We start from the raw sequence: 26,877 nt of genomic DNA on the forward strand, positions 1-26,877 counted from the left end.
GGGTGTCTGAGCGAGGAGTGGTGAACCAGATGACCGACGAGACGCGCCCCGACGACGGACGCACACCGTCGGACCAACCCGAGTCGCCGGAGCGGCCGGAGTTCCTCCCCTCGGGCGACCAGCCCGTCTGGGGCGACCCGTCGGGCCGCCCCTCGGGGACTTCCGCGCCCTCCTCGCCGCCACCGCCGCAGCCGGCGTTCGGCCCGCCGCCGTACACCGGCACCTACGGGGGCGCCCCGCGCCCCGAAAGCGGCCCGTACGGCGCTGGGCCGCACGCTGAGCAGAGTTCGTACGGCCCCGGCCCTCGCCACGACACCGCCGCGTTCGCGGCGCCTCCGCCCCCTCACAACGCCGTGGGCATGGGTTCCGGCTGGGCGCCCCCGCCTCCGGGCGCAGGCGGCGCCCACTCGCCGAAGCCGCCCAGGCGCCCGCCGGGCACCGGCACGCTCATCGCGGTGGCCCTGGCCATCGCGCTCGTCGCCTCCGTCGCGGGCAGCGTCGGCACCTACCTGCTGACCAGGCCCGGCGGGGGCACCGACCCGTCCTTCTCGCTCGGCCCCGCCCCGTCCGGCGCCATCAACCGGGCGCCGGACTCCATCGCGGGCGTGGCCGCCCGGGTGCTGCCCAGCGTGGTCTCCCTGGAGGTGGGCAACCGCTCCAGCAACGAGGCCGCCAGCGGCTCCGGGTTCCTGATCAAGAACGGGTACGTCGTCACCAACAACCACGTGGTCGCGCTGGCCGACAAGGGCGGCGAGATCCGTGTCATGTTCGGCAACCGCAAGACCACCACCGGCCGCATCGTCGGCCGCGACCCCGGCTCCGACCTCGCCGTGGTCAAGCCGGAGGAGACCTTCGGCACCCCCGAGATCGGCCTCGGCAACTCCGACCAGGTGGTCGTCGGCGACCCGGTCATCGCGATCGGCTCCCCGCTCGGCCTCACCGGCACTGTCACCACCGGCATCGTGAGCTCGCTCAACCGCCCGGTCATCGCGGGCGACGACACCGGGCAGTCGGGCGAGGAGCCCGCCTACATCTCGGCTATCCAGACCGATGCCGCCATCAACCCCGGCAACTCGGGCGGGCCGCTCGTCAACGCGCGCGGCGAGGTCATCGGGGTCAACTCCGCCATCGCGACGCTCAGCCGCTCGGTGGCCAGCCAGAGCGGCAGCATCGGCCTCGGGTTCGCCATCCCGGTCAACCAGACGCGCCGGGTCGCCGAAGAGCTCATCACCACCGGCAAGGCCAAGCGGCCGCGCATCGGCATCACCCTCGACAACGACTACCGGGGCGAGGGTGTGCGGATCGCCTCCGGGGCCTCCCAGGGACGGGCGCCGATCGACTCCGGCGGGCCCGCCGACAAGGCGGGGCTCAAGGCGGGCGACGTGATCCTGGAGATCGACGGGCTGCGTCTCAAGGACGGCAACGAGTTGATCGCGCTCATCCGGGCCAAGGAGCCCGGGTCGAAGATCACGGTCAAGTTCGAGCGGGCCGGGCAGGAGCGCACCGCGTCGCTGACCGTCGCCGCCGACGAGACTCCTGCGGTCAAGCCGACCTGACCCTTCCTGCTCACCCCTCACCCGGGTCCCGTCGCGGCGTCGCGGCGGGACGGTGTGGGGCGAGTGGCGCACGGGTGCGGCGGGGCCGGTGGTTACGGTGGGCGGCGGGATGCGGGCTGGCCGTAACGGAGGCTTGAGAAGCGTCCGAAGGACGCGTCCACGGCGGGAAGATCGACGGCGGCCCGGGTGTCAAGCGGACGCCCGACCACTTAGGCTGTGGATGTCGTGGATGTCGTGAGGTGGGAGTTCAGGTGTTCGGACTCAACATCTGGGAGGTCGTGGCGCTCGCCGTCATCGGCCTGCTTGTCTTCGGTCCCGACAAGCTGCCCCAGGTCGCCCGGCAGGCCGGGCAGGGCCTGCGCAGCCTGCGCCGCATGGCCACCTCCGCGCGCGACGACCTGCGCACGGGGCTCGGGCCGGAGTTCCAGAACTTCGACCCGACCGACCTGAACCCCAAGAACTTCGTGCGCAAGCACCTGCTCGACGACCTCGACGACTGGGACGACAAGCCGAAGCAGCCCGTCCTGGAGCCCGTGTCCTACCCGGTCACCGACCCCGTCGACGAACTCGGCTACGGCGAGCTGCCGCCCTACGACGCCGAGGCCACCTGAGGCCCGCTCAGCGTCCGCTCGGCGCCAGGCCGAGCTGCAGGCCCTTGATGCTGGACGAGCGCTTGCTCAGCCGTCCGGCGATCTGCCGCAGCTCCGCCGCCGCCGGCGCGTCCGGGTCGGTCAGCACCAGCGGCTTGCCCGCATCGCCGCCCTCGCGCAGCCGCATGTCCAGCGGCACCTGGCCCAGCAGCGGCACCCGCGCGCCCAGCGTCCGCGTCAGCGCGTCGGCCACCGTCTGGCCGCCGCCCTCGCCGAAGACCGGGATGTGCTCGTCGCAGTGCGGGCAGGGCAGCCACGCCATGTTCTCGATCACACCCGCGATCTGCTGGTGGGTCTGCGCCGCGATCGAACCGGCCCGCTCGGCCACCTCGGCCGCCGCCATCTGCGGCGTCGTCACCACCAGGATCTCCGCGCCGGGCAGGCGCTGCGCCACCGAGATCGCGATGTCGCCGGTGCCCGGCGGCAGGTCGAGCAGCAGGATGTCCAGGTCACCCCAGTAGACGTCGGCCAGGAACTGGTGCAGCGCCCGGTCCAGCATCGGACCCCGCCACACCACCGCCGAGTTGCCCTCCGGCTTGAACATCCCGACCGAGATGACCTTGATGTCATGCGCCACCGGCGGCATGATCATGTCCTCGACCTTGGTGGGAAGCTCCTTGGCGCCGAGCATCCTGGGGATGCTGTGACCGTAGATGTCGGCGTCCACGATGCCGACCTTCAGCCCGTCCGCCGCCATCGCGGCGGCCAGGTTGACCGTCACCGACGACTTGCCGACCCCGCCCTTGCCCGAGGCGATCGCGAACACCCGCGTCAGCGAGCCCGGCTGGTTGAACGGGATCTCCTTCTCCGGACCCCGGTTGCCGCGCAGCTTCGTCTGCAGCGCCTTGCGCTGCTCGGTGCTCATCACGTCGAGTTCGAGCTCGACGCCGGTCACACCCTCGACGCCGGCTACGGCGTTGGTGACGTCGCGGCGGATCGTGTCCTTCATCGGACAGCCCGCGACCGTCAGGTAGACGCCGACGCGAACGGCTCCCTCTGGGGAGATGTCCACGCTCTTGACCATGCCCAGGTCGGTGATCGGGCGTCTGATCTCTGGGTCGATGACGGTGGCGAGAGCGGCCGTCACCAGTTCCTGCGTCGGTGCCATGGAAATCTCGGCACTCCTTTGTGGTCTATGGATGACGGGTTCCATCGTACGAACCCCGAAGCGGTGTAGATGTTCGTGCAACGTTCTAAGGTTACTGCGTGACTGTTCTGCGCGACGAGCGACTCGGTTCTCAGGAACTCGGCGCCTGGAGAGCGCTTCAGCGCGCCCAGGTCCGGGTCGCCCGTCACCTGGAGGCCGAGCTGACGCTGGCCCACGATCTGCCGCTCGCCTCCTACGACGTGCTCATGCAGCTCGCCGAGGCGCCCGGCCGCCGCCTGCGCATGAACGACCTGGCCGACCGGGTCCTGCTGTCGCGCAGCGGCCTCACCCGGCTCATCGACCGCCTCCAGCGCGACGGGCTCGTCGCCCGCGAGGCGTGCGCGAGCGACGCCAGGGGCCTGTTCGCCGTCCTCACCGACCTCGGCGGCACCCGCCTCGACGAGGCCACCCCCACCTACCTGCGCGGGGTACGCTCCCAGTTCGGCGAACTCCGCCGGTGCCACGCCACACTCGTCTCACTGGGGCTCACTGCGGACCTCTGACCTGCTGGAGCTCCGAGCGGATGAAATCGCGCGTCGCAAGCTCCCCGATGGCCAGCCGCAGCCCGGCGATCTCCCTGGTCAGGAACTCCACCTCGGCCTCGCTGGCCTCGCGCGTCTGCCGGTCCTGCTCACCCTGCACCCGGTCGCGGTCGGCCTGACGGTTCTGCGCGAGCAGGATCAGCGGCGCAGAGTACGACGCCTGCAACGACAGCATCAGCGTCAGGAAGATGAACGGGTACTCGTCGAAGCGCAGGAACGGCGGAGCCAGGATGTTCCACAGCACCCACACCACGACGAAGACCGTCATGTAGACCAGGAAGCTGGCCGTGCCGAGGAAGCGCGCGAAACGCTCGGAAAGCTGGCCGAACCGCTCCGGGTCGTAATACAGCCGGAACGAGCGCCTCAGCTCGCGCGGCTGGTCGAGTCGTTCACGGGCCATGGCGCTCCCGCCAGTCCTCCGGCAGCAGGTGGTCCAGCACGTCGTCCACGGTCACCGCGCCCACCAGCCGTCCCGCCTCGTCCACCACGGGCGCCGCCACCAGGTTGTACGTGGCCAGGTACGAGGTGACCTCCGGCAGCGAGAAGTCCGGCCGGATCGGGTCGAGGCTGTGGTCGAGCGTGGCGCCCAGCAGCATCGACGGCCGCTCCCTCAGCAGCCGCTGGAAGTGCGCGACCCCCAGGAAGGTCCCCGTCGGGGTCTCGGTGGGCGGCCTGGCAACGTACACCTGGGCGGCGACGGCGGGGGTGAAGTCGCGCTGGCGCAGGTGTGCCAGCGCCTCGGCCACCGTCGCGTTGGGCGGCAGGATGACCGGTTCGCTGGTCATCATGCCGCCCGCGGTGTCCTCCGGGTAGCGGAGCAGGCGCCGCACCGGATCGGCCTCGTCCGGCTCCATCAGCGACAGCAGTTGCGCCGCCTGCTCGACCGGCAGGTCCTGCAGCAGGTCGGCGGCGTCGTCCGGGCCCATCTCGGCGAGCACGTCCGCCGCCCGCGTCGGGGCCAGCGCGCCGAGGATGCCGATCTGGTCGGTGAAGGGCAGTTCCTCCAGTACGTCGGCGAGGCGCTCGTCACCGAGTTCCGCCGCCACCTCGATCCGCCGCTTGAACGGCAGGTCGTGCATCGCGCTGGCGAGGTCGGCGGCCCGCTGGGTCTCGAACGCGGCGATGAGGGCGGCGGCGCCCTGGTCGCTCTGGGCGACGTCGAGGCCGCGCACGTCCTCCCAGTCCACGACGCGGGTCTCCCGCTTGCGGTGGACGGCCACCTTGGTGATCGTCCACTCGGCGTTCTGATCCTCCATCGCGAGGTCGTAGACGGTGAACCGCTCACCGCCGATCTCCACCACCTGGTCGAGCAGTTGACCGAGCGCCAGCGTCTCGGTGTTCCGCTGCTCGAAGCGGCGCATGTTGATCTTCCCGGAGAAGACGACGGCCCCGGCCTCGATGTTGCGGACCCTGGTGATCGGCAGGAACACCCGGCGGCGCGGCTGCACCTCCACCACCAGCCCGTGCACACGCGGGGGCAGCGAGCCGCCGGCCGTCGGGCGCAGCGCGACCACCACGTCCCTCACCCGGCCGATCTGGTCGCCCGACGGGTCGAAGACCGCGGTCGCCGCCAGCCGGGCCACGAAGATCCTCACCTTCGCAGGCTAAAGGAGAGCCGGTCAGAAGGCATTGCGCCTCGCCATAAGGACATGTCAGGATCTAACTCACTCAACGCTCATTACGTAGTTTCGGGGTGCCGACGATGCGGTATGCGGGGCTGGCGATCGCCTTTGTCTCCTCGGTGTGTTTCGCCTTCTCCGGCCCCATGGCCAAGTACCTCATCGCCGGTGGCCTCGCGCCGATCGAGGCCGTGTGGACCCGGCTGGCGGGGGCGGGGCTGCTTCTGATGGCCGTGCTGGCCGTGTTCAAGCCTCGGGCGCTGCGGATCACCCGGTCGCGGGTACCGTTCGTGGTGGTGTACGCGGTGATGGCGGTGGCGGGGGTGCAGGCGTTGTACTTCCTGGCCATCACGCGGCTGCCGGTGGGGATCGCGTTGCTGTTGGAATTCATGGCGCCGGTGATGGTGGTGCTGTGGGTGCGCTTCGTGCGGCGGGTACGGCTGGCGCGCTCGGCGTACGTCGGGGCGGTGGTGGCGGTGGCGGGTCTGGCCATCGTGGTCGAGGCGTGGGCCGGGATCAGGCTGGACGTGCTGGGGTTGCTGCTGGGGTTGGCGGCGGGGGCGTGTTGCGCCGGATATTTCCTGATGAATGATGCTTTTGGGGATGAGCTGGATCCGCTGGGGCTGATCGCCTGGGGCATGCTGGGGGCGGCCGCCGTCCTGATCCCCTTCGCGCAGCCGTGGAACATCCCGTGGTCGGCCTTCACCGGCACCGCCACCCCTGCCGGCGGCGGCACCCTGCCGGTCCTGGGCGCGTACCTGTGGATGGTGGTGATCGCCACCGTGGTCGCCTACATTTTGGGCGTGAACGCCGTCCGCCGCCTGTCGGCCGCGGTGGGCGCGACGGTAGCGTCCCTGGAGGTGATCGGCGGCGCGATCGTGGCATGGGCCCTGCTGGGCGAGTCACTGGGCGTCTACCAGATCATCGGCGGCCTGATCGTTCTGTCCGGCGCCCTCCTGGCCCAAATGGCCTCCTCCCCCCGAACACCGGAACCCCAGCAGCCAGAAAAATCCCCAATACCCGCCTAACCGCAACAAGGTGGCGCGCTTCGCGCGAAGGGCTCCAGGCAGCGCCGTCCGGGGGGAAGATCCCCCCGGACCCCACTCCAAAAGGCGAGGTCCTCGCGCTGTCGCGCTCGGGCTCCCCTCATTGGGGCTTTCGCCCCAAACCCCGAGCAGGGGCCCGGCCCCTGCACCCCGAGCCTTGACCGATTCGGAAGCCAATAGCTCTGGCCTCGTCAACACCCAGGATCGCCGTTGCGCCGTCAGTTCACCGGAGCCGCATTGCCGACGGAGTTCCTGAAGATCTGGCCTGTCTCTGGACTTTGAGCTGGTTAGTGATCTCGTCTCTGGTGGAAGCGCTCATATCGCGTCTCCACACATGATCAGGCTCCACAACTCGCCTGCCTGGCGGCTCGCTGCTTCGGGGCTGACATGGACGATGAGGCGACCGCCGGTTCGCTCGATGCGGCGGATCCAGTGTCGTCCGCCGATGGCGAGTTCCTCGTACTCCATCGGTCGGCAGCGGCAGCTCAACCGCACCACCCGGGGTGGCCGCCCGAACCGAAGGACCCACATGTTGCCCTCGAACTGCCATTCCACCCGATACGGTCGTGCCGATACCGGGGCAGGGCAGTACTCCTCACCGCATCGGCTCTCCCGTCCCCTCGAAGGCTCGGGCCCGCCCAGTCGCTGAGCGGGCACCAGCGGCAGGCCGGATATGAGGTCGTTTCGGGAGTGCGAAGGTGGGGGGTCACCGCCGATAGGTGTTGCGGGGTCGTTCTTGGCCTGGTCGACGGGGGATTCGCCGGGGCCGGGCCGCCGCTCCGTGATCAGGGTCTCGGCGGGGACCTGGTCGGTCTCGCGGTGCTCCTCGTCATCGCGCGGGCAGTCGGGTTGGCGGGCGCCGTCGGGACTCGTCGGGCCTGACCGCGTTTCCCGCTGCTCTCGCGGCGGGGGGACCGGGTGATGCCGCAGGGCTTTGTCGCCGCCGCCGTTGCTCATCGGTCTGCCTCCTTCGGCTCGTTCCGTGTCCATGCGGCTCTCCCGTGCGGGCCGAACCGGTACGCGTCCGCTTTGGTGGGGGCGGCGCCGACGTCGGCCCAGGCGTAGTCGTGCCGATGCATGTCCATGTGAACCTCATTCGTGGGCGGGTGGCCGCCGCCGTACCTCGACGGCGGGCCACTCTGCTGGGTCGGCCCGTCCCTTGCCTCAAGAGGGCGCGGGCCGACGTCTAGGACGGTTCAGGCCGGCCACCGGAACGGGCTGCTGAACGAAGGGGCGTTGAGGTTCCCCGGAAGGGGCCGCCGCCGGGGCCGGGAACACCCCACAGGCGGAGACCGGGAGACGGTCTCGGGGCGGGTGCGGGGTCGGGAGGGCCGCGGAACTCGAACCAGACCGCCTTGCCCCCACGCTCGGGCAGCAAATGGGCGCCCCAGGCGGCGGCCACGGCCGCCACGATGGCCAGGCCAAGGCCACCCTCACCATCACCCTCGCCGTCGGCCTCGGCCTCGGCCGGGACGGGAAGCTCCGGCGAGCGGTCGGTGACCCGCCCGGCGGCGAAGCCCGACACCACCCGCATCCGCAGCTCGACCGGTGGAAGACCGTGGACGACCGCGTTGGTCACGAGCTCGGAGACCACGAGCATCGCGTTTTCGACCAGTTCGTCCGGCCAGCCGCGCTTCTCCAGCACGTCGCGGACCGCGTGACGGGCCGTCCCTGCGGCCTCGGGCGTGTGAGGCAACGCCATGGTGAGGACATTCGGCCGCTGTCCGGTGATGGCCATCACGCGGAGACCCCTTCTGCGACTGCGGTCGGCTCCCGCTGGTGCCATCCGACCGGCTCAGGCCGGTTCGGCGGAAAAGTCCGCCCCCGATGAGGGTGTTGTCGGGACGACATGTCCGGCGCGTGGACGTGGGTCGCCGCCCTCGGGCGGCGGGCCCGTCCGAAGGCGCCCGATCGGTCGGCCGACGGCCGCCCCGGGACCGGACGTAGGCGACCGCCCGACCGTAGCGGCGCCACGGCGATCCGATCGACGCCGTCGCGGCTCGGAGCCGGCGACTCGGCAGGGTGAGGCGTCGGGCGCCGCACGGCAGCCACCTCGACATTCGAGGCCGTGGCAGAGACCACAGCGGCCGGACTGTCGAACGCCTTCTCCTCGGCCTGCATCACCGACTCGTCGGCGGCCTGCTCGGGCGCGGGCGCGCACACATGCTCGCGGCGGAACTCAGCCGTCGACATCCTCCGCCGGTGCAGACTGAGCGCGACGTACAAGTGGAGCCGCTCGGCCATCAGCACCGCCGACGGCACCTCGTACTCGTGGGCGCCCACACTGGAGCAGCCGTGGGCGTAGGGAGGGTGCCCGCACACTGCGCATCCCATCGCCAGTGGCGGATCCTCGCGTGTGAAGCACGGCTCACGGACGACCGGCGCGGCGGGCGCGTGGCGGCGGCGCGCGGGGCGGGCGGCGACGTCGGCTGTCAGGACGGTCACTGCGTCGCCTCCAGCGGCTTGTGGCAGTAGAAGGGGCTCCAGACGAGGACCTCGGGGGCCGCGTGGATGAGCCCCGCCATCAGCGTGGCCGTGCAGCGCGGGCACAGGTCCGTCGAGGTGATCAAGTTTCCTGCCAGCACCTGCAGGCAGGTGGAGCCCAGCAGTGCCGAGGGTGTGCGGCAGGGCATTTCGAGGAAGGTCGGCGGGGGGATACTGTTGCTCACAATCGCACCTCCATGTGCGATCAGGGCTCGCTCGGGTCGTTTGTCGCGCCGGGCGGGCCCGCTTCATGTTCATGTGGCGGAGAAGGCGGTTACCGGTCTCCGGTTGTGCCGGGTTTCAGGTGTCGCGGCACGTTCTCAGGTCGCCGTAGATCAGACGGCCGTAGTCGCTGTTCTTCGTTGGGCGGTCGCCGTAGGCGTCGGCCACTGTGCTCACCACCTCCCACGCTCCCCCGATCGGGCTGTAGAGCAGGTGAAGCGGGGTGTAGTGCACCTCGAACCGCACGCCGGTGAGAGAGCTCGCCTCGGTGATGAGCTTCACGGTGTCGCCGTCGCCTGTGCTGGTGAGCGCGCACACCATCAGAGCCTGAACGAGCCGGTAGGCGTCTTCGGCGCGGCTCGGGAGGTGCTGCGCGGCGATGTCGCGTGCGTGCTCTGCGGCGATGGCGGCGTTGGCCGCGAGTGCCGGGTACTCCTGGGTGCTGGTCGCCACGAGACGCCCCCATAGTAGTTGGATATCCGGATCGCCATCCGGATGACTAGCTTGCAAGCCGGATATCCGGCCTGTCAAGCTGTACCGGTGACTCAGCCCGCTTACGTCCGGATTGCCGCAGATCTGAGGCGCCGCATCACCAGTGGCGAGCTCGCGCCGGGCACGCGTCTGCCCGCGCGGCAGCACCTCGCCACCGAGTACCAAGCTGCTGAGGGCGTCGTCCGCGAGGCGACGCAACTTCTCCTTAGGGAGGGCTTGCTCACCTCCCGGCCGGGAGCCGGGACATTCGTGCGCAACCGACCACAGCGGCGGAGCCTCGTGCGCAGTTGGTTCCGCGAGCGGCAGGCGGGCTCCCCCTTCGCCCAGCAGATGGAGGAGCAAGGCCGTTCCGGTCGCTGGGAGTACTCCTCCTACACGATGCGAGCGCCGGAAGGGGTGCGCGAGCGGCTGGGCCTCGACGAGCCTGACGGAGACCGGCACGATGTCATGTGCACCGTCTACGAGTTCAGCACCCACGACGAGGACGGGCCGTGGATGCTGTCCACATCCTGGGAACCCTTGTCGCTGACGAAGGGGACACCGATCGCCTTCCCCGAGGGCGGACCGTCCGCCGGGCTCGGCGTCACCCACCGCATGGCCGCCATCGGCATCCAGGTGGACGCCTGGGACGAGGAAGTATGGGCCCGCCCCGCCGCACCCGACGAAGCCCAACGGCTGCGCATCGGCGCCGGCGCGATCGTGATGATCGTCGAACGGAGCTACTTCGCGGGTGACACCGTGGTGGAGACCTGTGACATCGTCGTACCCGCTGAGACGACGAAACTGGTGTACAACGGCCCTGTAGGCAACACCGACGCCAGCTAGAAACCCGATAGGGACTACCACCAGCTCACCCGACGGCACTGCATACTCATATGGGCGAACCACGTCGAAGCCGTAGGCGTGGCGCGGAGCGCAGATGTGCGATTCAGTGGTCACGACGCCCACCGGTTCCCTTCCGTCGCTCTATCCGTCGAGGCGGGGCCGCCTGTTCGTGAGCCATTTCTGTGGCTCGCTGATCTTCCAGCGCCGTTGTGCAGCCACGATTGAGCATGTGTGATGGGTTATCTCGGCACGAGAGGTTGCCTGCATGAGGCAACGCGGCAACCGCAGGAGGCAACTGTGAGGTTTGGTGAAAAGCTTCGGTACTTCCGCAACGAAAGGCAGGTCTCGCTCTCCGGCCTGCAAGAGGCGACCTACTTCTCGAAGAGCTACCTCAGCCGTGTTGAGCGAGGACTACGCAATCCTGAGCGATTGCTGGCGGAACTGGCTGACCAAGCGCTTGACGCCAATGGCCAACTCGTAGCCGCCTGGATCCGCGACTATGAGAACGTTCCGCCTATGCTGGAAGCACGCTCAGGAGGTGAGGCAACGAAGCGACGCGCGTTCCTCAAGAACGCGACGCTTGCCGCTGGGGTTGGGCTGACTGACGTAGCCGGGCAGCCAGAACAGAGCGCGGCGACCGTTGCGCGTCTTCGCGATGCTCTGGTTCCCGACACGCGTACGTCGCCAGTCGCTCCGTCCCGCGCGTCTCTTGCCCGTGCGATGACTCGTGCACAGCGCGATTTCGCCGCAGCCCATTACGCAGATCTGGCTGACGATCTGGCCGATTTGATACCTCTTGCCCGCATCGCGTCTGAGCCTGTGGAGCTTGCCATCGCCGCGCAGGTTTACCATCTGGCCACTCGCACGCTGATCAAGCTGAGTGCCTCCCCTTATGCCTGGATAGCCGCAAATCAAGGGGAACAGGCTGCGCACGCTAGTGGTGACCTCCGGGCCATTGGTGACGCACGCCGCGATTTGGTCAGTCTCTTCCATCGGGCCATGGAATACGGCAAGGCGCGCGATATCACCACTAGCGCGGCTAAGTGGCTCCGCCCACAACTCAAAGGTGCGTCGGCGCCGGCATGGGGGGCATATGGAGCTTTGATGTCAACGGGTGCGATAGCCGCTGCCCGGCTGGAGGATCGACACTCTGCAATGGGAATGCTGCAAGAGGCTGACGAAGCTGCCCAGCATGCCCCCAATATCGTGCTTAGTCACGGCCACGTCGCCACATACAAGATCGGCGTGTCCATCGTGCTCGGGGACGCTGGCACCGCGATCGAGTATGCCAAGGGGGTCACGCCAGACGAGATCCCCACGCAGGAGCGTCGCGCCAGCTACTACACCGGCATCGCAGAGGCGTACACATTGTGGGGAAAGACTGATCGTGCGGTGCGCGCCCTGCTGGTCGCCGAGAAGGTCGCTCCGACTGAGATACAGCGGGCAGGTACCCGCCAGGTAATCACCGAACTGCTTCACCGCGATCGTCACAGCAAGCTATCCGGCTTGCGGGCCCTCGCGCGCCGCGCGGGTGTGAGCTTGTGAGCTTTGTACGGCAGGCGCAGGAGTATCGGTTGTTCAGGGGTGAACCGAGCGGCCGACCAGGTGATCGCCCAGCTTGACGAAGCCGGTGAAGAAGGAAGCGCGCCGCTGGGCGCGAGCGACCATCCGGCAGTGATCGGGACCACGCCGGAACGGCCGTCAGACGCGCAGCCGTGGGGTGTGCTGGCTGTCGCGCTTGGTGTGGTGTGGAGCTGATCCTGAATCCGGCGACTGGCCGTGAGCGTTATCCGATTCATAGGAGTACGGGCCCACTATGATCGCCATACTTGTCTGCTTTGCAGACAGTCACCCTTGCTGAGCGCACCATTGGAGTTCCTGATGCATCCCAGCCCGGCCGTCCAGGCGGCGGAGGCTTTCGCGGCTTCGCGTTAACCTGCGCAGGGCTGCTGGCCTGGATGCCGCACAGGTAGCGTGGCGCCGGGCGTTCGTCGCTGCTGGCCGTGTTCTCCTGCAACTTCGCAGAGGGCGACGACCGCGATCACTGGCTTCACCTTCTCGCCGCGTGCTACGACCAGTATGTCGAGTAGACGCCGAGTGGCCCCAACCGGTACTGGGCCGCCGCCAATCGGCACAGCCCCCGGACGGCCGCAGTCGCCACTCCGTGCCCGGCGATGCGCTGCGCGACCCGGTAGCCGAGTTCCGCAGTGTGATCCTCGATGTCGACCAGATTGAACCTGCCGAGTACCGAGCCGTCCTCGGCGACGAGCACGTGGAAGGCGCAGATTCCGGCCTCCTGCTCAGCCAGCAGGGCGTTGTACCGGTCGGCGAACCGGTCGAAGAAGTCATCGCCGCGATCCGGGACCGAGGCGGCGAAGTAGGCGCGGTTCGCCAGCTCGAAGGCCAGGACCGCCGGGGCATGGCCAGCATGCAGCGGCTTCAGCTTGGGCATTGCCCGACTTTACCCAGATGGTCCGCTGAGGCCACCTGGTTTGCAGACCGTCGCGCTCGCCGAGGCCCGCCCGCGCTGCGGCCCCTGCTGAGTGGAGGGCTCGAGCGCGGCGGCCGGTTCGACCGCACCAGAATGCGGGCCCTCATGGCCGCCGCCTGGTTCCAGAACAAGGCGGCGAGGGCTGCCGCGTGATCCCTGCCTCCCTCACTACCGTGGGCGGATGCAGTCTGACACCACCCGCCCCGAGGGCTCGGCCATCGCACGAGGCGCGGTCGCCATCATCACCAACCGGCACGGCGACCTCCTTCTCCACCTGCGGGACGACCTGGCGCACATCGCCTGGCCGGCTCACTGGAGCCTGCTCGGGGGCGGCTCCGACGATGGCGAGAGCCCCGCTGAGGCGATCACCCGTGAACTCGACGAGGAAGCCGGGCTCACCGTCCGGAACCTGACCGAGCTTTTCGAGATCTGCGACGAACACGGCTCCGGCCAGTTGATCAGCTTCTTTGCCGCCGACTGGGACGGAGACGAGACCAGCCTCCGCCTCAGCGAGGGCGTCAAGCTGCAGTTCTTCGCCCCCGAACACCTCGACGCCCTCACGATCCCGCCGTACATCCGAGACGGGATCCATCGCTACCTGGCCGTCCCGCCCGCCTGAACCCGATCAGGGGGCCGCTGCCGGCTCTCTGGAAGGACATCCGCCCGGCTACCTCGGCGCCACCCACGCCGCGTGCAACAGGGTTGGGGTGGGTGTCAGTCCACGCGACCGCACCTTTGCCGCCGCACTCATCGATCGGTACGGGACAGATCGCGTCCACGTGTATTGGGACAGGATGGATGAGCTTTCGTCTTAGGGCGGTGAACCATTTGAGTTGCCGCCTCTCAGACCGTACGGACAGGGCGTTCGCACCCGGAAGGCTGTCGCCCTGGTGGTGCCGCAGGGCCTACGGTGACGGTGAGTGTTCGAGCGAGGCGGAAGGAATCCGACGTGGGCGAGCACACGGATCCCAAGGGCCCCAAGGAAGGCCCTCTGGACCCAGGTAAAGGCGGGAGCGGGTCCAACGCCGACGAGAACCGGGAATCCGGCGGATCACACGCCAAGCCGACCGACCCGAAGAAGAGGTAGGGAGAGCGGTGGCCGACGGCATCGCGCGGCGGGTCGAGCGGTTGATCGACTACGTGAGGGAGCTCGGCGACACCGACGATTCGGTCCTGACCGCGATGCGCGCGGTGCCCCGCCACCTGTTCGTCCCGGAAGTCGCTCTGGCTGTTCCCACGCGCCCCGATCCGGCCCGTCTCATCGATCGCGGCGCCGACGAGGAGGCGTGGCTTGAGGCCGTCTACTCGGGCGTCACGATCGTCACCCAGCTCGACGACGGGGCGACGGACATCCGCGCCGGAAAGGGCGACTACACGTCGTCGGCGTCCGCGCCGAGAACCGTCGCCCACCTGCTCACCCAGCTCGCCGCCGAGCCGGGGCATCGGGTGCTGGACGTCGGCACCGGCACCGGCTGGACGGCCGCGCTCCTGTCGCGCCTCGTCGGTGCCCAGCACGTGACGACCGTCGAGGTGGACGGCAGGGTGGCCGGGCAGGCCGCCAAGAACCTGGCCGACGTGGGCCTCGCCGTCCACCAGGTCGTGGGCGACGGCGCGGACGGCTGTCCGGCGCGGGCGCCCTTCGACCGGGTGCACGTGACCTGCGGGATCCGGCACGTCCCCCACGCGTGGGTCGAGCAGTGCCGTCCCGGCGCGGTGATCGTGCTCCCGTACTGTCCTGACTTCGGGTCCAATCACCTGCTTCGACTTACCGTACGGCCGGACGGCAGCGCGGTCGGCAGGTTCGTCGGCTTCGCCAGTTACATGCTCATGCGGTCCCAGCGCAGCACGCCCGACGCGCCCGCCCGCGATGCCGCCGACCGGCACTGGTCCACCACCCGCGTCGATCCCCGTACGGTCGCCCATGCCTCGGCCGGAGCCGACCTGGCCGTCTCCGCGCGGACCGGGCTGACGTCGAACACCGTGAACGGCCAGGATGACGACGGCGACTGGTTCCGCATGTGGGTGTCGGACCCCGCCACGCCGTACTCGTGGGCGGTCGCGGAGTGGCGGCCGGGCCGAGGCGAGTACGACGTGTACCAGGTCGGCGACCGGCCGGTGTGGGAGGAAGTCTGCGACGCCTACTTCCGGTGGACGGGCTGGGGAGAGCCCGGCCGCGACCGGTTCGGCATGACCGTCACCGCAGATCGGCAGGAGATCTGGCTGGACTCACCTGAGCGAGTGATCAGTTCGCCCTGACGACGGTTCGCCGCGCTCGATGCGACCATGACCAGCCTTGTCACCCTTTCTGAGCGGGGTATCCGATCTCCGTCAGATCTTCAGCGAGGTCAGCCAAGGCGACCTCTGGGTTCAACGCCGAGACCAAGCTCTGAGTCAGCGGCCGGAGGGCATAGACATGCCGAACTGCCTCGATATCCACCGGGACCTCGTAGTACTCCTCCGCGAACCGCTGATAACCCTCAGGCCGGCCATCGAGGAGAACCTCGAAGAGCCATTCGGCGCTGCCATCGTCCTCGACGCCCGCCGGCGGAGCTTCGATCGCCCCGGTCTTCCATCCACCGCCGGCAACCTCGCTCCAGAAGCACACCGTTGCCCGCGGGACCCCAACCGGATCACTGAACGCAGGTTCCCTGACATGCGGGTGGAACACCTCGGGCACTGAATCGAACAGGCCCGGCCACGGAGCCGGCGGGTTGACCCGGTAAGGGCTCATCGGCGACTCATGATCGAATCCGCGGGCATACGCGCCGGCCGGTGAAAAGACGATCGAGTAGTCGTTCCCGTGCCCATCGCGCATCGAGGCCATCTCCTCGGCCTCAGCCCACTTGGAATCGAACGAGAAGTACCGAGACTCCCAGTCCGGGCTCATGATCGAGTCCAGCATGGCCATAGCCCGGGAAAGATCACGAACGACCGAGACCCCAGGCAACCCGCGAATAGGCTCAAAAGCAGACATAACACCATTCAATCGGAACTTCGGCGGACCCAGTCGGCGCGAGGCGGTGCGATGGCCTGCGGCTTCCGCGCCTTAGATTCAGACGATCAACGCAACGCTGCTGGTGGATGGGTGGATCGTGCCTCGGATGGGTCGGCCGGGAATGTCGGACGCGATGAAAGAGGACTTGTGGCGGCGGGTCACTCCATCAGCGTGATCTCCCGGGCACTGGGTAAGCCCCGGGGTCGGTTTCACGGCGCTGAAGCACCATGGCGGCATCACGCCGGCCGAGCGAGTGCGCCGGGCCGCACCACCTTCCACGCCATCGAGACCAGCGTGACGATCGGGATCCACGGCGCGGACGCCGATGCCCGGATCACCCTCCTGCGCCTTGCCCTCGCCACGCTGGTCACCAACCACAGGCTGACCGCCCGGCACGGGTCACGGTGAGACCCAGGCGCGGCCTGCTGGAGCCGCGCTGTCGGAGAGGCGGGCCGGGAGTACGGTCCGGTCAGGAGGCGGGTTCGTCGATGAGCTCGATCTCGATGGCCAGGACGCCGAGGGCTTCCTTCTCTGGGCCGTAGATGCGGCGGATGTTGGCGAGTTGCTGTTCGCGGGGGCTGGTGGGGTTGACCTTCGCCGGGCCTTCGGTGTCGATCATCTCCTCGAAGGTGCGGTAGCGGGCGACGCGCTTGACTCGGGTCAGGACGTCGTCCCGGCCGCACACGAACCGGATGTGGTCGTCGGCGGCGAGGGTACGGAGGCTGGCGTACTGGACGCGAACCTCGATGGTCTTGGTGCCGTCTGCGACGAGATCGAAGTAGCGGCGGTAGAGGTTCATCTCTCGCGCGCGGGGCGCGGTGGCGGAGGCGGGGCGTGCGGTCATGACGCGGTCCAGTTCGGCGGTGGTGTAAGAGCGGTAGAAGTGCTTGGGGTCGGCGAGCATGCGTCCGACGAGCCAGACCATGGCGTCGACGAAGCTGCCGGTGTCGCCGTCCCAGTCGGTGACGTCCAGAACGTCCGCGCCTGGTGTCAGGCTCGCGGCGTCGCTCTGCGCATCCTGTCAGGCCCGCTGTCGAACTTCCACGACCTCGCCGCCGACGACACCACGCGGGTGTGTGTTAACTTGGCCGAGTGACTAACTTGGCCGAACGACCAAATTCCGCTCGCGGGGATCGGCGGCGCGAGCAGTTGGTGGAGACGGGTATCGCGCTCCTGAGCGAGCAAGGGTGGTCCGGCCTCACCGCGCGCGCCTTGGCCGAGCGGGCCGGTGCCAATCCCGGCCTGATCCACTACCACTTCGGTGGCCTGCCCGGCCTGCACGCGGAGATCTACCGGCGGGCGGTCGAGCTTCTCGTCAGCCCGCTCATCGAAGAGTTGCTCGGCGCCGGTGACGAACGCGCTGCCCTGGCCACGATCCGGGGGCTGCTGCCGTACACGACGGGAGACGAGCCCTCGTCCCGGCTGGCCGTGGAGCTGATCTCCGGGGCGGTTCGCGACCCCGCCCTGGGCGTGGTGCTGCGCGACGAGTTGCGCCAGGCCCGCATGCAGGTCGCCGACCGGCTGAGCCTGCTGCACCCGGGCTGGTCTCCGGCCCAGGCGATCGGCACCGCCACGTTGATCGTCGCCGCGATCGACGGGCTGATACTGCACCACCTGGTCGACGGAGAGCTCGCCGTGGACGAGGCGATGGCCGTGGTGGAGCGACTGCTGCCGGAGGAAGAGGCGTGAGGGTCCTCATCAGCGGGGCCGGGATCGCCGGGCTCACGCTGGCGTACTGGCTGCGGCATCGCGGCATCGAGCCTGTGGTGGTGGAGCGAGCGCCAAACGGCCGTATGGGCGGATACGCGGTCGACTTCTTCGGCACCGGCTACGACGTGGTCGAGCGCATGGGCATCCTCGACCGCCTGAGGTCGCACCGGTTGCCGATCGACCGGGTCGAGTTCGTCGGCGCCCCCGGCCGGCCCGGGACCCGGATGTCGGAGGCGCTGCTGGGCCGCGTCTACCACGGGCCCTACCTGCCGCTGATGCACAGCACGCTGGAGGCCACGCTGCTCGATGCCGTCGCCGACGTGGAGATCCGCTACGCCGACAGCATCGCCGAGGTCGACGACACCGGCGCGGACGTCGAGGTCGGCTTCGCGAGCGGCGGCAGTGAGCGGTTCGATCTGCTGGTAGGGGCCGATGGCATCCATTCGCTGACACGGGAGCTCGTCTTCGGACCGGAGTCGCGTTTTCTTCGCCCGGTCGGCTGCTCGCTGGCCTCCTATCCGGTGACCGACCGCTACAACTGGGGCCGGATGCGAGCCCATTACACCGAACCTGGGCGCCAGGTCGCCGTCTACCCGAGCGATGAACGCGGGAAGCTGATCGCCCTGCTGGTGTTCCGCTCCCCGCACAATGAGAACGTCCCGCGCGGACTGCGAACAGATCTGCTGCGGACCCGGTTCGGCGGCATGGGCTGGCTCACCTCGGCGCTGCTGGCCGAGGCCCCGGCCGGAGAATCCGTCTTCATGGACAGGATGGCGCAGATCGTGATGCCCTCCTGGCACCGTGGCCGAGTGGCGCTGATCGGTGACGCGTGCGGCTCCATGACCCTCGTGTCGGCTCAGGGCGTCTCCATGGCGATGGCCGGAGCGTACATCCTGGCCGAAGAGCTGGCGTCGGACGCCGGCCACGAGCGCGCCTTCGCCCGCTACCAGGCGCGGATGTATCCCGAGGTGCGGCGTCGCCAGAACAACGCGCTGCTGTACGCCCGGCTGCTGGTGCCTGCCACCCCGGCCGGCGTGACCGCTCAGAGCCTGGTCAGCCGAGTTCTCGCGCGCCAGGCGTTCGCACCGCTCCTGCGCCGGCAGTTCGGTTCGGAGAGCATTCTGCTCCCTGCCTCCGCAGAGCTCGGAAGAGGCTGAGTCTTGGAGATCGTCAACAGGCCCGCACCGCCCACCGGGCTGCGTCGCAGGCTGTGGCGCCTGCCCATCCTGCTGTACCGGATGGGGTTGGGCCCGCTGCTGAGCCGCCGCATGATGTTGCTCACCCATACCGGACGGGTCTCCGGTCGTCGCCGCAAGGCCGTCATCGAGGTCGTCCAGCGCGATGCGCACGCCTACATCGCCGCCTCGGGGTTCGGCGTCAGGGCGGACTGGTACCGCAACGTCGTGGCCTCTCCCGAGGTGATCATCCAGGTCGGCGGCCGCGTCATGCGGGTGACGGCCAGCCCCGTCGAGGCTGACAGCGGTGCCGAGATCATGGCCCGGTACGCGCGCCGCCGTCCCGCCGCCGCCCGGCGGCTGTGCAAGATCATGGGCTTCGCCGTCGACGGCAGTCCGAACGACTACCGCGAGGTGGGGAGAAACATCCCGTTCGTCCGCTTCACCCCGCGCCAACCCCGCCGGCCGCGTTGAAACGTCCGTCGTCGGCTACAAGCTGATGAAAGCTGCCCTGATGCCTGACCGGGTTCGGGGGTCAACACGCGTGTCGGCATAATCGCCTACACGTGTCAAGACTCCTCGAACCACGGGACTGATAGCGATCATGCTGCAACACACGACTCTTCGGCGGGCTGTGAGGCGCGGGAGCGCGGTCATGGGTTGTGCCCTCCTCGCCGGCAGTACGGCCTGCGCCGCCCTCTGGCCCGCCCCTGCCCCGCAGTCAGCGGATGCCAAGCCGTCGGCCGAGACCAAGCCTTCGGGCGAGACCGGGCCGTCGGCCGAGACCGGGCCGTCCGCTGCGGCCGAGCCGTCCCAGGATCCGAAGAGTGTCTTTCTGGAGTCGCTGCGCCGCCAGGCGACCCAGCCGGTGATCGCCACGGTGCAGGAGCACTACCAGCGGGAGGACGCCTATCCCGGTGGCAGCAGGAAAGTGGTGGTCTCCGCCTTCGACTACCGGTCCAAGGCCATCAAGCTGGAGGAGAGCGAGGTCTCGGTGACCGACGGGCGGCCTCGGGTGATTCGGGCCACCCGCTGTGCCGCCGGGACCGAGCGGTTCTGGACCGACCATTCCCGGCGCTGGGAGAACAGGGGCAGCAAGTGCCCCAGCCCCGTCGACCCGCTGTGGATCAACGACGGCATCGGTATCGGCGGGCTCACCAAGGAGCAGGCCGGGGCGCTGGTCGAGACGCTTGACGGGTACCAGGGGCTGATCCATGGGGATTCCGTGACCACGGTGCGGCGCGACGGGAGACCGTACCTTCGGCTGGATGTCACGGTGCGCCACATGAAGCTCGGCGACGGCGCGAGCGCGGGTGCGAGCATGTTCGGCGACGCGGTCAAGACCATCGACGTGGACGTGGCCGGTCATCCGTACGGCTGGCTCGGGGGCGATCCCGGGCTGAAGATCGTCCGCCTGGTGGACCCGGAGACGCTGCTCCCCGTCTACTCCCAGATGGAGGAGACCGAGACGGGATGGAGGATGCATCGGGTGCAGTACGACTTCGACGGCCCGATCGGGACGAGTGACCTCCCCAAAACCCCGGAGGTCGCCCGGATGACCTGGGAGCCGGAAAAGTCACAATAGCCGGGGTTGCTGATCGAGCAGCGAGGTGAGCGTGCGCCCGCCTTCCCCAAGGTAGATCGCCGAAGGTCGTCCGTGCGCCGGTCGCGTCCGGTAGCCTCCCCTAACGATCTTGATTCCCCGCTACCGAAGGATCAGGGGGAGGATTCCGTCTCACCGCACGCAACCCCCCAAGGGCCTGCTCCGCCGACTCGCGTGTGATCGAGGAAGACTCAACGTCGAATGAAGCCGAGAGAAACGCTTGCCGCCCTGCACGACTTCTGCGTCGAGCGTTTCGGCGCGGAACTCACTCCCCGCATCATCAGCCTCGCCCGCCCCGGTTTCGACCTGAGGAGAGCCGAGCCGGGCGAGGGGTCGGGCCACTGCCGATTCGGTGGCCGGGCGATGCTCGAACCGGGGACGCCGTGGCCCACCTGCGAAGACGGTCCGTTGAGTCTGTTCGCCGTCCTCGACACCGATGTCCTTGCCCCCTGGCTCGGGGACCTCGTACCGGTCGGCACCGGCCTGCTCAACTTCTTCTCCCTCGACGACGTCAGGTCGGCGTTCGAACCGGAGGCCGTGGCTGTGATCGCCGCCCGTTCCGGGTGTGCCGTCGAGACAGACCCGCCCGCCGAGTCCAAGGTCTTCGCACCGGTCGCTTGGAAGGCTGAGCCCGGATTCGCCATGCCCGACGGCTATGACGCGGCCTGGAAGAAGACTCTCGACGATGTCGAGTACGACACCTACGAGTACATAAGCGACTACGTGCGCATCGGTAACACCGAGAGCGACTGGTTGTGGGGACGGCCGGGCGTTCTCACCAGCGGGGAAATCGCCTTCGGCTGGCCGGTGCTCCCAGGGGCTGTCCCGCAGAACTTTCCCGATGGCGAAGACCCGAACTCCTTTCACCACCTGCTCCAATTGTCCGATCAGGGTGAGTGGCACACGGAGGGCGAAGGCGGCTGGATGCATTGGTCGATCCCCACCCGAGCGCTGCGGTCCGGAGACTTCAGCCAGGCGATCCCGACGCCGGACCTCTTCTAGCCGGCGTCAGCGCCGATCGGACGGCGTGCGGTTCGGCGATTTGCAGGTCGATGCGCCGCCGTTCCCGCTCGAACTCGGTGTCGAGGTCCTCGCCGCCGGGCACCCGACCACGGTGGTCTCCTCAGTCGTCACCCGGGCCGCCAAGGACGCCGTCGACGTTGCGGCGGCGGCGGGCCACGGAGGCGGCTCCGCCGCCCGCCTCGCCGAGTTCCTCGGCCGTGGCCCTTCCGCGGTCGGGTGAGGTGGTGCAGACGGGCGGGGACGTCTCACGGCCTGCTCAGGACACCTTGACGTAGACGGGCTTGTGGTCGGAGGAAGCCGCTCGCCCTTCGACGAAGCAGTCGGTGACCGTGCCCTTGGGCGCGAACAGGTAGTCCAGCTTCAGTCCGTTGTCGTGGGTGGCCCGCCCATTGCGGACCTCCCCGTTCTGGTCGCACTCCTGATAGGCGTCATACAGCGGTACGGTCACCGCCCGCTCGTCCGCGCTGCCACCTGAGCCGCCGGGCGGGCGGGCGTTGAGGTCGCCGCCGATGATCGGCCGGTTCCCCGCGGAGTTCGCCGCCAACGCCATCAGCTCCCGGACCTGCTTGGTCCGGAACGGCGCCCCCGCCTGGTGGTCGTCATACGACAGTCCCGCGCTCAGGTGCGCACCGCAGACCCGGGCCTTCTTGGCCGGGATCGTCGCGCACAGCGCCACCCTGCGCTGGTACCAGGACGGCGAGGTCAGCGCGTGCTCGCTGATCGTGGGCGCGCTGTCGGCCACGGCCAGCGCGATGCTGTAGTTGCCACGCGAGGCACCGGTACCCGTCTGGCGGGCGCAGGTCTTGGCCGTGCCGTCCGAGGACTTGATGGTCGCCGAGCGGACCGTCCAGGTTCTGCCGGTCTTCTCCTCAAGCGTCCGCTCCAGCGTGCCGGTGCCGCCCGAGCAGAACTCCTGCAACATGATCACGTCGGGCTTGATCGCCAGGCTGCGCGCGTACCAGGCGACCTTCCACGCCACGTCCTGGTGGTTGGCGCCGTGGAAGAAGCACGCCGTGTTGTGGCTGGCGCAGATGTTCCACGTCATGACCGAGATGGGCGGAGGCGCGGCCGTCGCCGTGGCGGGCGGAGAAGCGGCCATCACGGCGGTGGGCACGGTCAGAACCGCCGCCCATAATGCATGTGCGATCATGACATGTCATACAACCACGTCTTTGAGTGATCGGCCCAGAGCCAGCACCCGCGATCCGCGACCGCCGGACGCGGGGCCACCCGGGTCACTTCTCGATCGGCCAGTTGTCGCCGGTCCACCACCAGCCGTCGTCGAGGGGCGTGCACACGTACTGCTCGTACTCGTCCTCGTTGAGAAGGGCGCAGGGGTCGGTGTCCGCGCTCAACACGCGGGTGAACCCGATCCGCTCCGGCTTCATCTCCGCGACCGCGAGAAACAGCACATCGCCCTCCCTGTCCACCGCCGCCGAGCCGAGGAGCAGCCTCCGGTGGCGATCCGGCAGCACCGAATGCCCCTGCGGGAAGGTGTCACCGATGCGCGCCACCTCGGCGAAGGCGGTCCGGTGGAGGTCGAACCAGGTCTGCCGGAAGACCCGCTCCCATGGAATCAGCGCGCCGATCGCCACCCCCACGATGATCTGCGCGGCCATTACCGGCAGCAGCCGACGCCGCCCCAGCCGTACCGCCCACCAGGTCGTCAGCGCGACCGCCACCAGCCACAGCACGGGATAGGCGAGCGGCCACGGCGACAACCCCCGTTCCAGCCACAAATGGAAGTAGTACGCCGCTACGAGCGCACCCCAGCTCACGACCGAACAGAAACCCAGCATGATCGTTAAACGCGCCCATACCGGGAGCGGTTCAGGGCAGATGGCCGGCGCGGGGCCCGAAGTCCACGCGGCTGCGTGGAACGCTTGGTTGCGGTGTCATGGGGGATTCTGTGAGGACGGCCCCGCGCGGCCAGGCCTGCCGCGCCGATCCACTGAAGATTTTTTCCGAGCGGCGATGACTTTCCACGCTCCCGAAGGTCTACACACCGACCCCGCTTCACACGGGGTGCTCGAACGGAAGGACAGAACGGCATGACCACCACCCGCACTCTCGCCGTCCCCGGCGCCCGCCTGCACTACGAGGTCCGGGGCACCGGCCCTGTCCTCGTCATCATGGGCTCGCCGATGGACGCCGCCGCCTTCGCCCCCATCGCCGAGGCGATGGCCTCGGACCACACCGTCGTGACCCTCGACCCGCGCGGGATCTCCGGCAGCGAACTCGACGACCCGAAGCAGGAGTCCACCCCCGACCTGCGGGCCGACGACGTCGCCGCGATCCTCGACGACCTCGGTGTCGAGCGGGCCGACGTGCTCGGCAGCAGCGGCGGCGCGGTCACGGCGCTCGCGCTCGTGACCCGCCACCCGAACCGCGTCGGTACGGTGGTCGCACACGAGCCGCCGCTGCTGGAGCTCCTGCCGGACGCCGCGGAGCGGAGGGCGGCCACCGACGACATCGTGGCGACCTTCCACCGGGACGGCATCGGCGCGGCCTGGATGAAGTTCATGGGGAGCGCCGGGTTCGAGGCGGACGACGAGGGGGCGCCGGTCGAGGCTCCCGAGGAGCCGTCGCTTCAGGACCTGGCCAACAGCGCCCGCTTCTTCGCCTACGAACTGCAGGCGACCACCCGGTACGTCCCGGATGTGGCGGCCCTGACCGCCGGCCCGGCCCGCGTGGTCGTGGGGCTCGGGAAGGAGTCCGGCAAGCTGGACACCTTCGACACCTCGAAAGCGCTGGCCGAGGTGCTGGGCACGCAGACGGTGGAGTTCCCGGGGGACCACGGGGGGTTCATCGGGGAGACCGAGGACTTCGCCGCGACCCTCAGGAAGGTGCTGGCGGGCTGAGCACCCGCCGAGCGCGTTCTTCAGGGCAGGGACAGGCGGACCACCACGCAGGCCGCCGCCCAGCGGGCGGGCAGGCCCTCGCTGTCGGGGGCGTTGAGGCGCGCCTTCGCCAGCGCGGCGACCACCTCCGGCTCGGCGGCCTGGTCGACCACGCTCACCGGCGCGTCGAACTCCACCAGTCGCGCCCCGTTGTCCTTGCTCCGCAGCGTCACGCGCACCTGCGACGACTCGGCCAGGCCGGGCAGGTCCTGCTCGCCGCCGCCCGTCACCACGTAGATGGCCCCGTCGTGGAAGGTGTGCCACGCCAGGCGCGGCCGGTCGAGCGTCAGCCACAGCACGCCGGACTTCTTCGCGCCTTCTTCGATGCCGGTCACCCCTCGATGGTAACGAGCGCTAGCGTGGGCGCATGCGATCACGTCGTTCGGTGCTGGCCGTGCCAGGCAGCAACCCCCGGTTCCTGGAGAAGGCCCAGACGCTGGCCGCCGACGAGGTCTTCCTCGACCTTGAGGACTCCGTGGCGCCGACGGCCAAGGCCGAGGCCCGCGCCAACGTCGTGGGCGCGCTGCGCGAGGGCGACTGGGGCGGCCGGATCCGCGCCGTGCGCGTCAACGACCTGTCCACGCACTGGACCTACCGCGACGTCATCGAGGTCGTCGAGGGCGCCGGGGAACACCTCGACGCGATCATCCTGCCGAAGGTCCAGGACCCCACCGAGGTCGTCTGGCTCGACACGCTGCTCACCCAGATCGAGAAGACGACGGGCCTCGACGTGGGCCGCATCGGCATCGAGGCCCAGATCGAGAACGCCAGGGGCCTGGTCAACGTGGACGCCGTCGCGGCCGCCTCGCCCCGGCTGCAGGCGCTGGTGTTCGGCCCCGCCGACTTCATGGCCTCCATCAACATGCGCACCCTGGTCGTGGGCGAGCAGCCGCCCGGCTACACCGAGGGCGACGCCTACCACTACATCCTCATGCGCATCCTCATGGCCGCCCGCGCGCACGACCTCCAGGCCATCGACGGGCCGTACCTCCAGATCAAGGACGTCGAAGGCTACCGCCGGGTCGCGGCGCGGTCGGCGGCGCTGGGCTTCGACGGCAAATGGGTGCTGCACCCGGCGCAGGTCGAGGCGGCCAACGAGGTGTTCTCGCCCTCGCAGGACGACTACGACCACGCCGAGCTGATCCTTGAGGCGTACGCGTATTACACGACGGTCGAACGGCGCGGCGCCGCCATGCTCGGCGACGAGATGATCGACGAGGCGTCCCGCAAGATGGCGCTCGTCGTGGCCGCCAAGGGCCGGGCTGCGGGACTGAGCAGGACGAAGACCTTCTCCCCCTGACCCGAACATCCCGCTTCACCAGTCAGAATATGGACATGCAGGACAACCACCTTCCCTACGGTCACCAGTACCCGCCGCCGCCGCAACCGGCGGGATGGTTCCTGCCCACGCCGCGCGGCGCCCGCTACGACCATCTCGCCCGCAACGGCGCCACCGAGCTGTGGCGGCCGATCGCCGGCACCCTTCTCGTCGCCGGCGCCTTCTTCCTGATGGGCGTCGTGGTGATCGTGCTCGGCAAGGTGCTGGAGCTGCTGTTGCGGCTGCCCGCCCCGACCGGGACCCAGTTGTTCGGCGACCCGCTGTTCGGCCTGGTGTTCGTGCTGCTGTCGATCGCCGTGGTACTGCCCGCCGTCTACGGTGTCACCGCGCTCGTCCAGCGCCGCAGGCCCGGTACGCTCTCGTCGGTCGCCGGGCGGTTGCGGTGGCGGTGGATGTTCATGTGCGCGGGCGTGGCGGTGCTCGCGCTGGTGCTGGGGCAGACCGCACAGGTGGTGGCCTTCACCCTCACCGGGCAGGCCGGGGAGGCGGTGTTCACCTGGGAGGGCTGGAGCGGGTTCGTCCCCGCGATGATCATCGTCCTCCTGCTGGTGCCGTTCCAGGCGGCCACCGAGGAGTACATGTTCCGTGGGTGGCTGCTCCAGGCGTTCGGCTCGCGGCTCGGCAGCCCCGTGTGGGGGATCGTCCTCGGGTCGCTGGCCTTCGCCTCGCTCCACGGGTACTCGTGGGTCGGGCTGATCGACGTGTTCAGCTTCGGGGTGGTCACCGGGTTCCTCGCGGTGCGCACCGGCGGGCTTGAGGCGCCCATCGCCATCCACGTGATCAACAACGTCCTGGCGTTCGGGATCGCCTCCGCCGCGGGCAAACTGGAGGAGGCCCTGGACCAGGGGGCGGTCCCGGTGCCGTGGCAGGCGCTGGTCGGGACCGTGGTGCAGCTCACGGTGTTCACGCTCGGGGTGCTCCTCCTGGCGAGGAAGCGGTCGGTGGCCACGCTTTCCGCGTGACCTCGCGGCACAGGGCTCGCGTTTCCGGCAGTGTCGTGCTGGTGTGGATGCTGTGGCGGCCGTGGAGGTGATCGTCTCGTACGACGGGGTAGAGGT

The 26,877-nt window shown here is 69.2% G+C and carries 31 protein-coding genes and 1 pseudogene; 20 read left to right on the forward strand and 12 right to left on the reverse strand.

Annotated features, from left to right (window positions below):
* Positions 1-29: 29 nt before the first annotated feature.
* Both ABD120_RS34310 and ABD120_RS34315 read left to right on the forward strand, forming a co-directional pair.
* The gene (locus tag ABD120_RS34310) at positions 30-1,556 is read left to right on the forward strand and encodes a S1C family serine protease (protein ID WP_343954463.1); all 1,527 of its coding nucleotides are present in this window, start codon (positions 30-32) and stop codon (positions 1,554-1,556) included.
* Between the two features lie 251 nt (positions 1,557-1,807).
* Positions 1,808-2,167: a sec-independent translocase gene (locus tag ABD120_RS34315; protein ID WP_343954464.1), complete on the forward strand. Its 360-nt coding sequence runs from the start codon at positions 1,808-1,810 to the stop codon at positions 2,165-2,167.
* A gap of 7 nt (positions 2,168-2,174) precedes the next feature.
* On the opposite strand, the gene ABD120_RS34320 is transcribed toward ABD120_RS34315, so the two are convergent.
* Positions 2,175-3,314, reverse strand: coding sequence for an Mrp/NBP35 family ATP-binding protein (locus tag ABD120_RS34320; protein ID WP_343954466.1), 1,140 nt, complete (start codon positions 3,312-3,314; stop codon positions 2,175-2,177).
* A gap of 98 nt (positions 3,315-3,412) precedes the next feature.
* On the opposite strand from ABD120_RS34320, the gene ABD120_RS34325 reads away from it, so the two are divergent.
* Complete coding sequence (locus ABD120_RS34325; RefSeq protein WP_343954468.1) at positions 3,413-3,856, forward strand: MarR family winged helix-turn-helix transcriptional regulator; 444 nt, start codon at positions 3,413-3,415, stop codon at positions 3,854-3,856.
* On the opposite strand, the gene ABD120_RS34330 is transcribed toward ABD120_RS34325, so the two are convergent.
* Positions 3,840-4,295: a DUF1003 domain-containing protein gene (locus ABD120_RS34330; RefSeq protein ID WP_343954470.1), complete on the reverse strand. Its 456-nt coding sequence runs from the start codon at positions 4,293-4,295 to the stop codon at positions 3,840-3,842. The two genes, ABD120_RS34325 and ABD120_RS34330, sit on opposite strands and share 17 nt — an antisense overlap.
* Positions 4,285-5,490, reverse strand: coding sequence for a magnesium transporter MgtE N-terminal domain-containing protein (locus tag ABD120_RS34335; protein WP_343954471.1), 1,206 nt, complete (start codon positions 5,488-5,490; stop codon positions 4,285-4,287). Before ABD120_RS34335 ends, ABD120_RS34330 begins: the two co-directional genes overlap by 11 nt.
* Positions 5,491-5,597: 107 nt before the next feature.
* Here ABD120_RS34335 and ABD120_RS34340 point away from each other — a divergent pair, with 107 nt between their 5' ends.
* A complete protein-coding gene (locus ABD120_RS34340; protein ID WP_343954472.1) occupies positions 5,598-6,542 on the forward strand; it encodes an EamA family transporter in 945 nt (314 codons plus the stop codon).
* Between the two features lie 1,204 nt (positions 6,543-7,746).
* On the opposite strand, the gene ABD120_RS34345 is transcribed toward ABD120_RS34340, so the two are convergent.
* Positions 7,747-8,298 carry an ATP-binding protein gene (locus tag ABD120_RS34345; RefSeq protein ID WP_343954578.1) on the reverse strand — a complete coding sequence of 184 codons (552 nt, stop codon included), beginning with the start codon at positions 8,296-8,298 and terminating at the stop codon, positions 7,747-7,749.
* A 330-nt stretch (positions 8,299-8,628) separates the two neighbouring features.
* Here ABD120_RS34345 and ABD120_RS34350 point away from each other — a divergent pair, with 330 nt between their 5' ends.
* The gene (locus ABD120_RS34350; RefSeq protein ID WP_343954473.1) at positions 8,629-8,865 is read left to right on the forward strand and encodes a hypothetical protein; all 237 of its coding nucleotides are present in this window, start codon (positions 8,629-8,631) and stop codon (positions 8,863-8,865) included.
* 136 nt (positions 8,866-9,001) lie between these two features.
* Here ABD120_RS34350 and ABD120_RS34355 read toward each other — a convergent pair whose 3' ends face one another.
* Positions 9,002-9,229 (reverse strand): hypothetical protein, encoded by a 228-nt coding sequence (locus ABD120_RS34355; RefSeq protein ID WP_343954475.1) that lies wholly within the window; start codon positions 9,227-9,229, stop codon positions 9,002-9,004.
* A 115-nt stretch (positions 9,230-9,344) separates the two neighbouring features.
* Positions 9,345-9,719: a hypothetical protein gene (locus tag ABD120_RS34360; RefSeq protein WP_343954476.1), complete on the reverse strand. Its 375-nt coding sequence runs from the start codon at positions 9,717-9,719 to the stop codon at positions 9,345-9,347.
* 42 nt (positions 9,720-9,761) lie between these two features.
* On the opposite strand from ABD120_RS34360, the pseudogene ABD120_RS39920 reads away from it, so the two are divergent.
* From ABD120_RS39920 to ABD120_RS34375, 4 genes and pseudogenes are all read left to right on the forward strand, one after another.
* A pseudogene (locus tag ABD120_RS39920) lies at positions 9,762-9,998 on the forward strand (winged helix-turn-helix domain-containing protein); the annotation flags it as partial.
* Between the two features lie 39 nt (positions 9,999-10,037).
* On the forward strand, positions 10,038-10,583 hold the full coding sequence (locus tag ABD120_RS34365; protein WP_343954477.1) for a UTRA domain-containing protein: 546 nt from the start codon (positions 10,038-10,040) through the stop codon (positions 10,581-10,583).
* A 297-nt stretch (positions 10,584-10,880) separates the two neighbouring features.
* Complete coding sequence (locus ABD120_RS34370) at positions 10,881-12,128, forward strand: helix-turn-helix domain-containing protein (protein WP_343954479.1); 1,248 nt, start codon at positions 10,881-10,883, stop codon at positions 12,126-12,128.
* A 39-nt stretch (positions 12,129-12,167) separates the two neighbouring features.
* Positions 12,168-12,341, forward strand: a complete 174-nt coding sequence (locus ABD120_RS34375) for a hypothetical protein (RefSeq protein WP_343954480.1) — start codon at positions 12,168-12,170, stop codon at positions 12,339-12,341.
* A 310-nt stretch (positions 12,342-12,651) separates the two neighbouring features.
* Here ABD120_RS34375 and ABD120_RS34380 read toward each other — a convergent pair whose 3' ends face one another.
* A complete protein-coding gene (locus ABD120_RS34380; protein WP_343954481.1) occupies positions 12,652-13,035 on the reverse strand; it encodes a GNAT family N-acetyltransferase in 384 nt (127 codons plus the stop codon).
* 220 nt (positions 13,036-13,255) lie between these two features.
* Here ABD120_RS34380 and ABD120_RS34385 point away from each other — a divergent pair, with 220 nt between their 5' ends.
* Positions 13,256-13,693 carry an NUDIX domain-containing protein gene (locus ABD120_RS34385; protein ID WP_343954482.1) on the forward strand — a complete coding sequence of 146 codons (438 nt, stop codon included), beginning with the start codon at positions 13,256-13,258 and terminating at the stop codon, positions 13,691-13,693.
* A gap of 476 nt (positions 13,694-14,169) precedes the next feature.
* Positions 14,170-15,330, forward strand: a complete 1,161-nt coding sequence (locus tag ABD120_RS34390; protein WP_343954483.1) for a methyltransferase domain-containing protein — start codon at positions 14,170-14,172, stop codon at positions 15,328-15,330.
* Positions 15,331-15,370: 40 nt separating this feature from the next.
* On the opposite strand, the gene ABD120_RS34395 is transcribed toward ABD120_RS34390, so the two are convergent.
* Together ABD120_RS34395 and ABD120_RS34400 are read right to left on the reverse strand one after the other, a co-directional pair.
* Entirely contained in the window at positions 15,371-15,976 is a 606-nt protein-coding gene (locus tag ABD120_RS34395; RefSeq protein ID WP_343954484.1) for a hypothetical protein, read from the reverse strand.
* A 562-nt stretch (positions 15,977-16,538) separates the two neighbouring features.
* A complete protein-coding gene (locus ABD120_RS34400) occupies positions 16,539-16,994 on the reverse strand; it encodes an ASCH domain-containing protein (protein ID WP_343954485.1) in 456 nt (151 codons plus the stop codon).
* Positions 16,995-17,221: 227 nt separating this feature from the next.
* Here ABD120_RS34400 and ABD120_RS34405 point away from each other — a divergent pair, with 227 nt between their 5' ends.
* The 6 genes from ABD120_RS34405 to ABD120_RS34430 all read left to right on the forward strand — a co-directional run bounded on the left by ABD120_RS34405 (position 17,222) and on the right by ABD120_RS34430 (position 21,800).
* The gene (locus ABD120_RS34405) at positions 17,222-17,758 is read left to right on the forward strand and encodes a TetR/AcrR family transcriptional regulator (RefSeq protein WP_343954486.1); all 537 of its coding nucleotides are present in this window, start codon (positions 17,222-17,224) and stop codon (positions 17,756-17,758) included.
* Positions 17,755-18,936 carry an FAD-dependent monooxygenase gene (locus ABD120_RS34410; RefSeq protein ID WP_343954487.1) on the forward strand — a complete coding sequence of 394 codons (1,182 nt, stop codon included), beginning with the start codon at positions 17,755-17,757 and terminating at the stop codon, positions 18,934-18,936. The genes ABD120_RS34405 and ABD120_RS34410 overlap by 4 nt, the downstream gene beginning before the upstream one ends.
* A gap of 3 nt (positions 18,937-18,939) precedes the next feature.
* A complete protein-coding gene (locus tag ABD120_RS34415; RefSeq protein WP_343954488.1) occupies positions 18,940-19,428 on the forward strand; it encodes a nitroreductase family deazaflavin-dependent oxidoreductase in 489 nt (162 codons plus the stop codon).
* Positions 19,429-19,609: 181 nt separating this feature from the next.
* Positions 19,610-20,539 carry a hypothetical protein gene (locus ABD120_RS34420; protein ID WP_343954489.1) on the forward strand — a complete coding sequence of 310 codons (930 nt, stop codon included), beginning with the start codon at positions 19,610-19,612 and terminating at the stop codon, positions 20,537-20,539.
* A gap of 219 nt (positions 20,540-20,758) precedes the next feature.
* Positions 20,759-21,559, forward strand: a complete 801-nt coding sequence (locus ABD120_RS34425; RefSeq protein WP_343954490.1) for a DUF1963 domain-containing protein — start codon at positions 20,759-20,761, stop codon at positions 21,557-21,559.
* A gap of 25 nt (positions 21,560-21,584) precedes the next feature.
* Positions 21,585-21,800 carry a hypothetical protein gene (locus tag ABD120_RS34430; RefSeq protein WP_343954491.1) on the forward strand — a complete coding sequence of 72 codons (216 nt, stop codon included), beginning with the start codon at positions 21,585-21,587 and terminating at the stop codon, positions 21,798-21,800.
* 36 nt (positions 21,801-21,836) lie between these two features.
* Here the strand turns inward: ABD120_RS34430 and ABD120_RS34435 are convergent, their stop codons facing one another.
* Together ABD120_RS34435 and ABD120_RS34440 are read right to left on the reverse strand one after the other, a co-directional pair.
* Positions 21,837-22,730 carry an endonuclease/exonuclease/phosphatase family protein gene (locus ABD120_RS34435; protein ID WP_343954492.1) on the reverse strand — a complete coding sequence of 298 codons (894 nt, stop codon included), beginning with the start codon at positions 22,728-22,730 and terminating at the stop codon, positions 21,837-21,839.
* A gap of 85 nt (positions 22,731-22,815) precedes the next feature.
* Positions 22,816-23,358: a hypothetical protein gene (locus ABD120_RS34440; RefSeq protein WP_343954493.1), complete on the reverse strand. Its 543-nt coding sequence runs from the start codon at positions 23,356-23,358 to the stop codon at positions 22,816-22,818.
* Between the two features lie 273 nt (positions 23,359-23,631).
* On the opposite strand from ABD120_RS34440, the gene ABD120_RS34445 reads away from it, so the two are divergent.
* On the forward strand, positions 23,632-24,441 hold the full coding sequence (locus tag ABD120_RS34445; RefSeq protein WP_343954494.1) for an alpha/beta hydrolase: 810 nt from the start codon (positions 23,632-23,634) through the stop codon (positions 24,439-24,441).
* Positions 24,442-24,461: 20 nt separating this feature from the next.
* Here the strand turns inward: ABD120_RS34445 and ABD120_RS34450 are convergent, their stop codons facing one another.
* On the reverse strand, positions 24,462-24,815 hold the full coding sequence (locus ABD120_RS34450; protein WP_343954495.1) for a hypothetical protein: 354 nt from the start codon (positions 24,813-24,815) through the stop codon (positions 24,462-24,464).
* 32 nt (positions 24,816-24,847) lie between these two features.
* Between ABD120_RS34450 and ABD120_RS34455 the strand changes: the two genes are divergently transcribed.
* Together ABD120_RS34455 and ABD120_RS34460 are read left to right on the forward strand one after the other, a co-directional pair.
* On the forward strand, positions 24,848-25,780 hold the full coding sequence (locus ABD120_RS34455) for an HpcH/HpaI aldolase/citrate lyase family protein (protein WP_343954496.1): 933 nt from the start codon (positions 24,848-24,850) through the stop codon (positions 25,778-25,780).
* 35 nt (positions 25,781-25,815) lie between these two features.
* On the forward strand, positions 25,816-26,781 hold the full coding sequence (locus ABD120_RS34460) for a CPBP family intramembrane glutamic endopeptidase (RefSeq protein WP_343954497.1): 966 nt from the start codon (positions 25,816-25,818) through the stop codon (positions 26,779-26,781).
* Positions 26,782-26,877: the final 96 nt, after the last annotated feature.

The organism is Nonomuraea longicatena, assembly GCF_039525605.1.
Classification (GTDB): domain Bacteria; phylum Actinomycetota; class Actinomycetes; order Streptosporangiales; family Streptosporangiaceae; genus Nonomuraea; species Nonomuraea longicatena.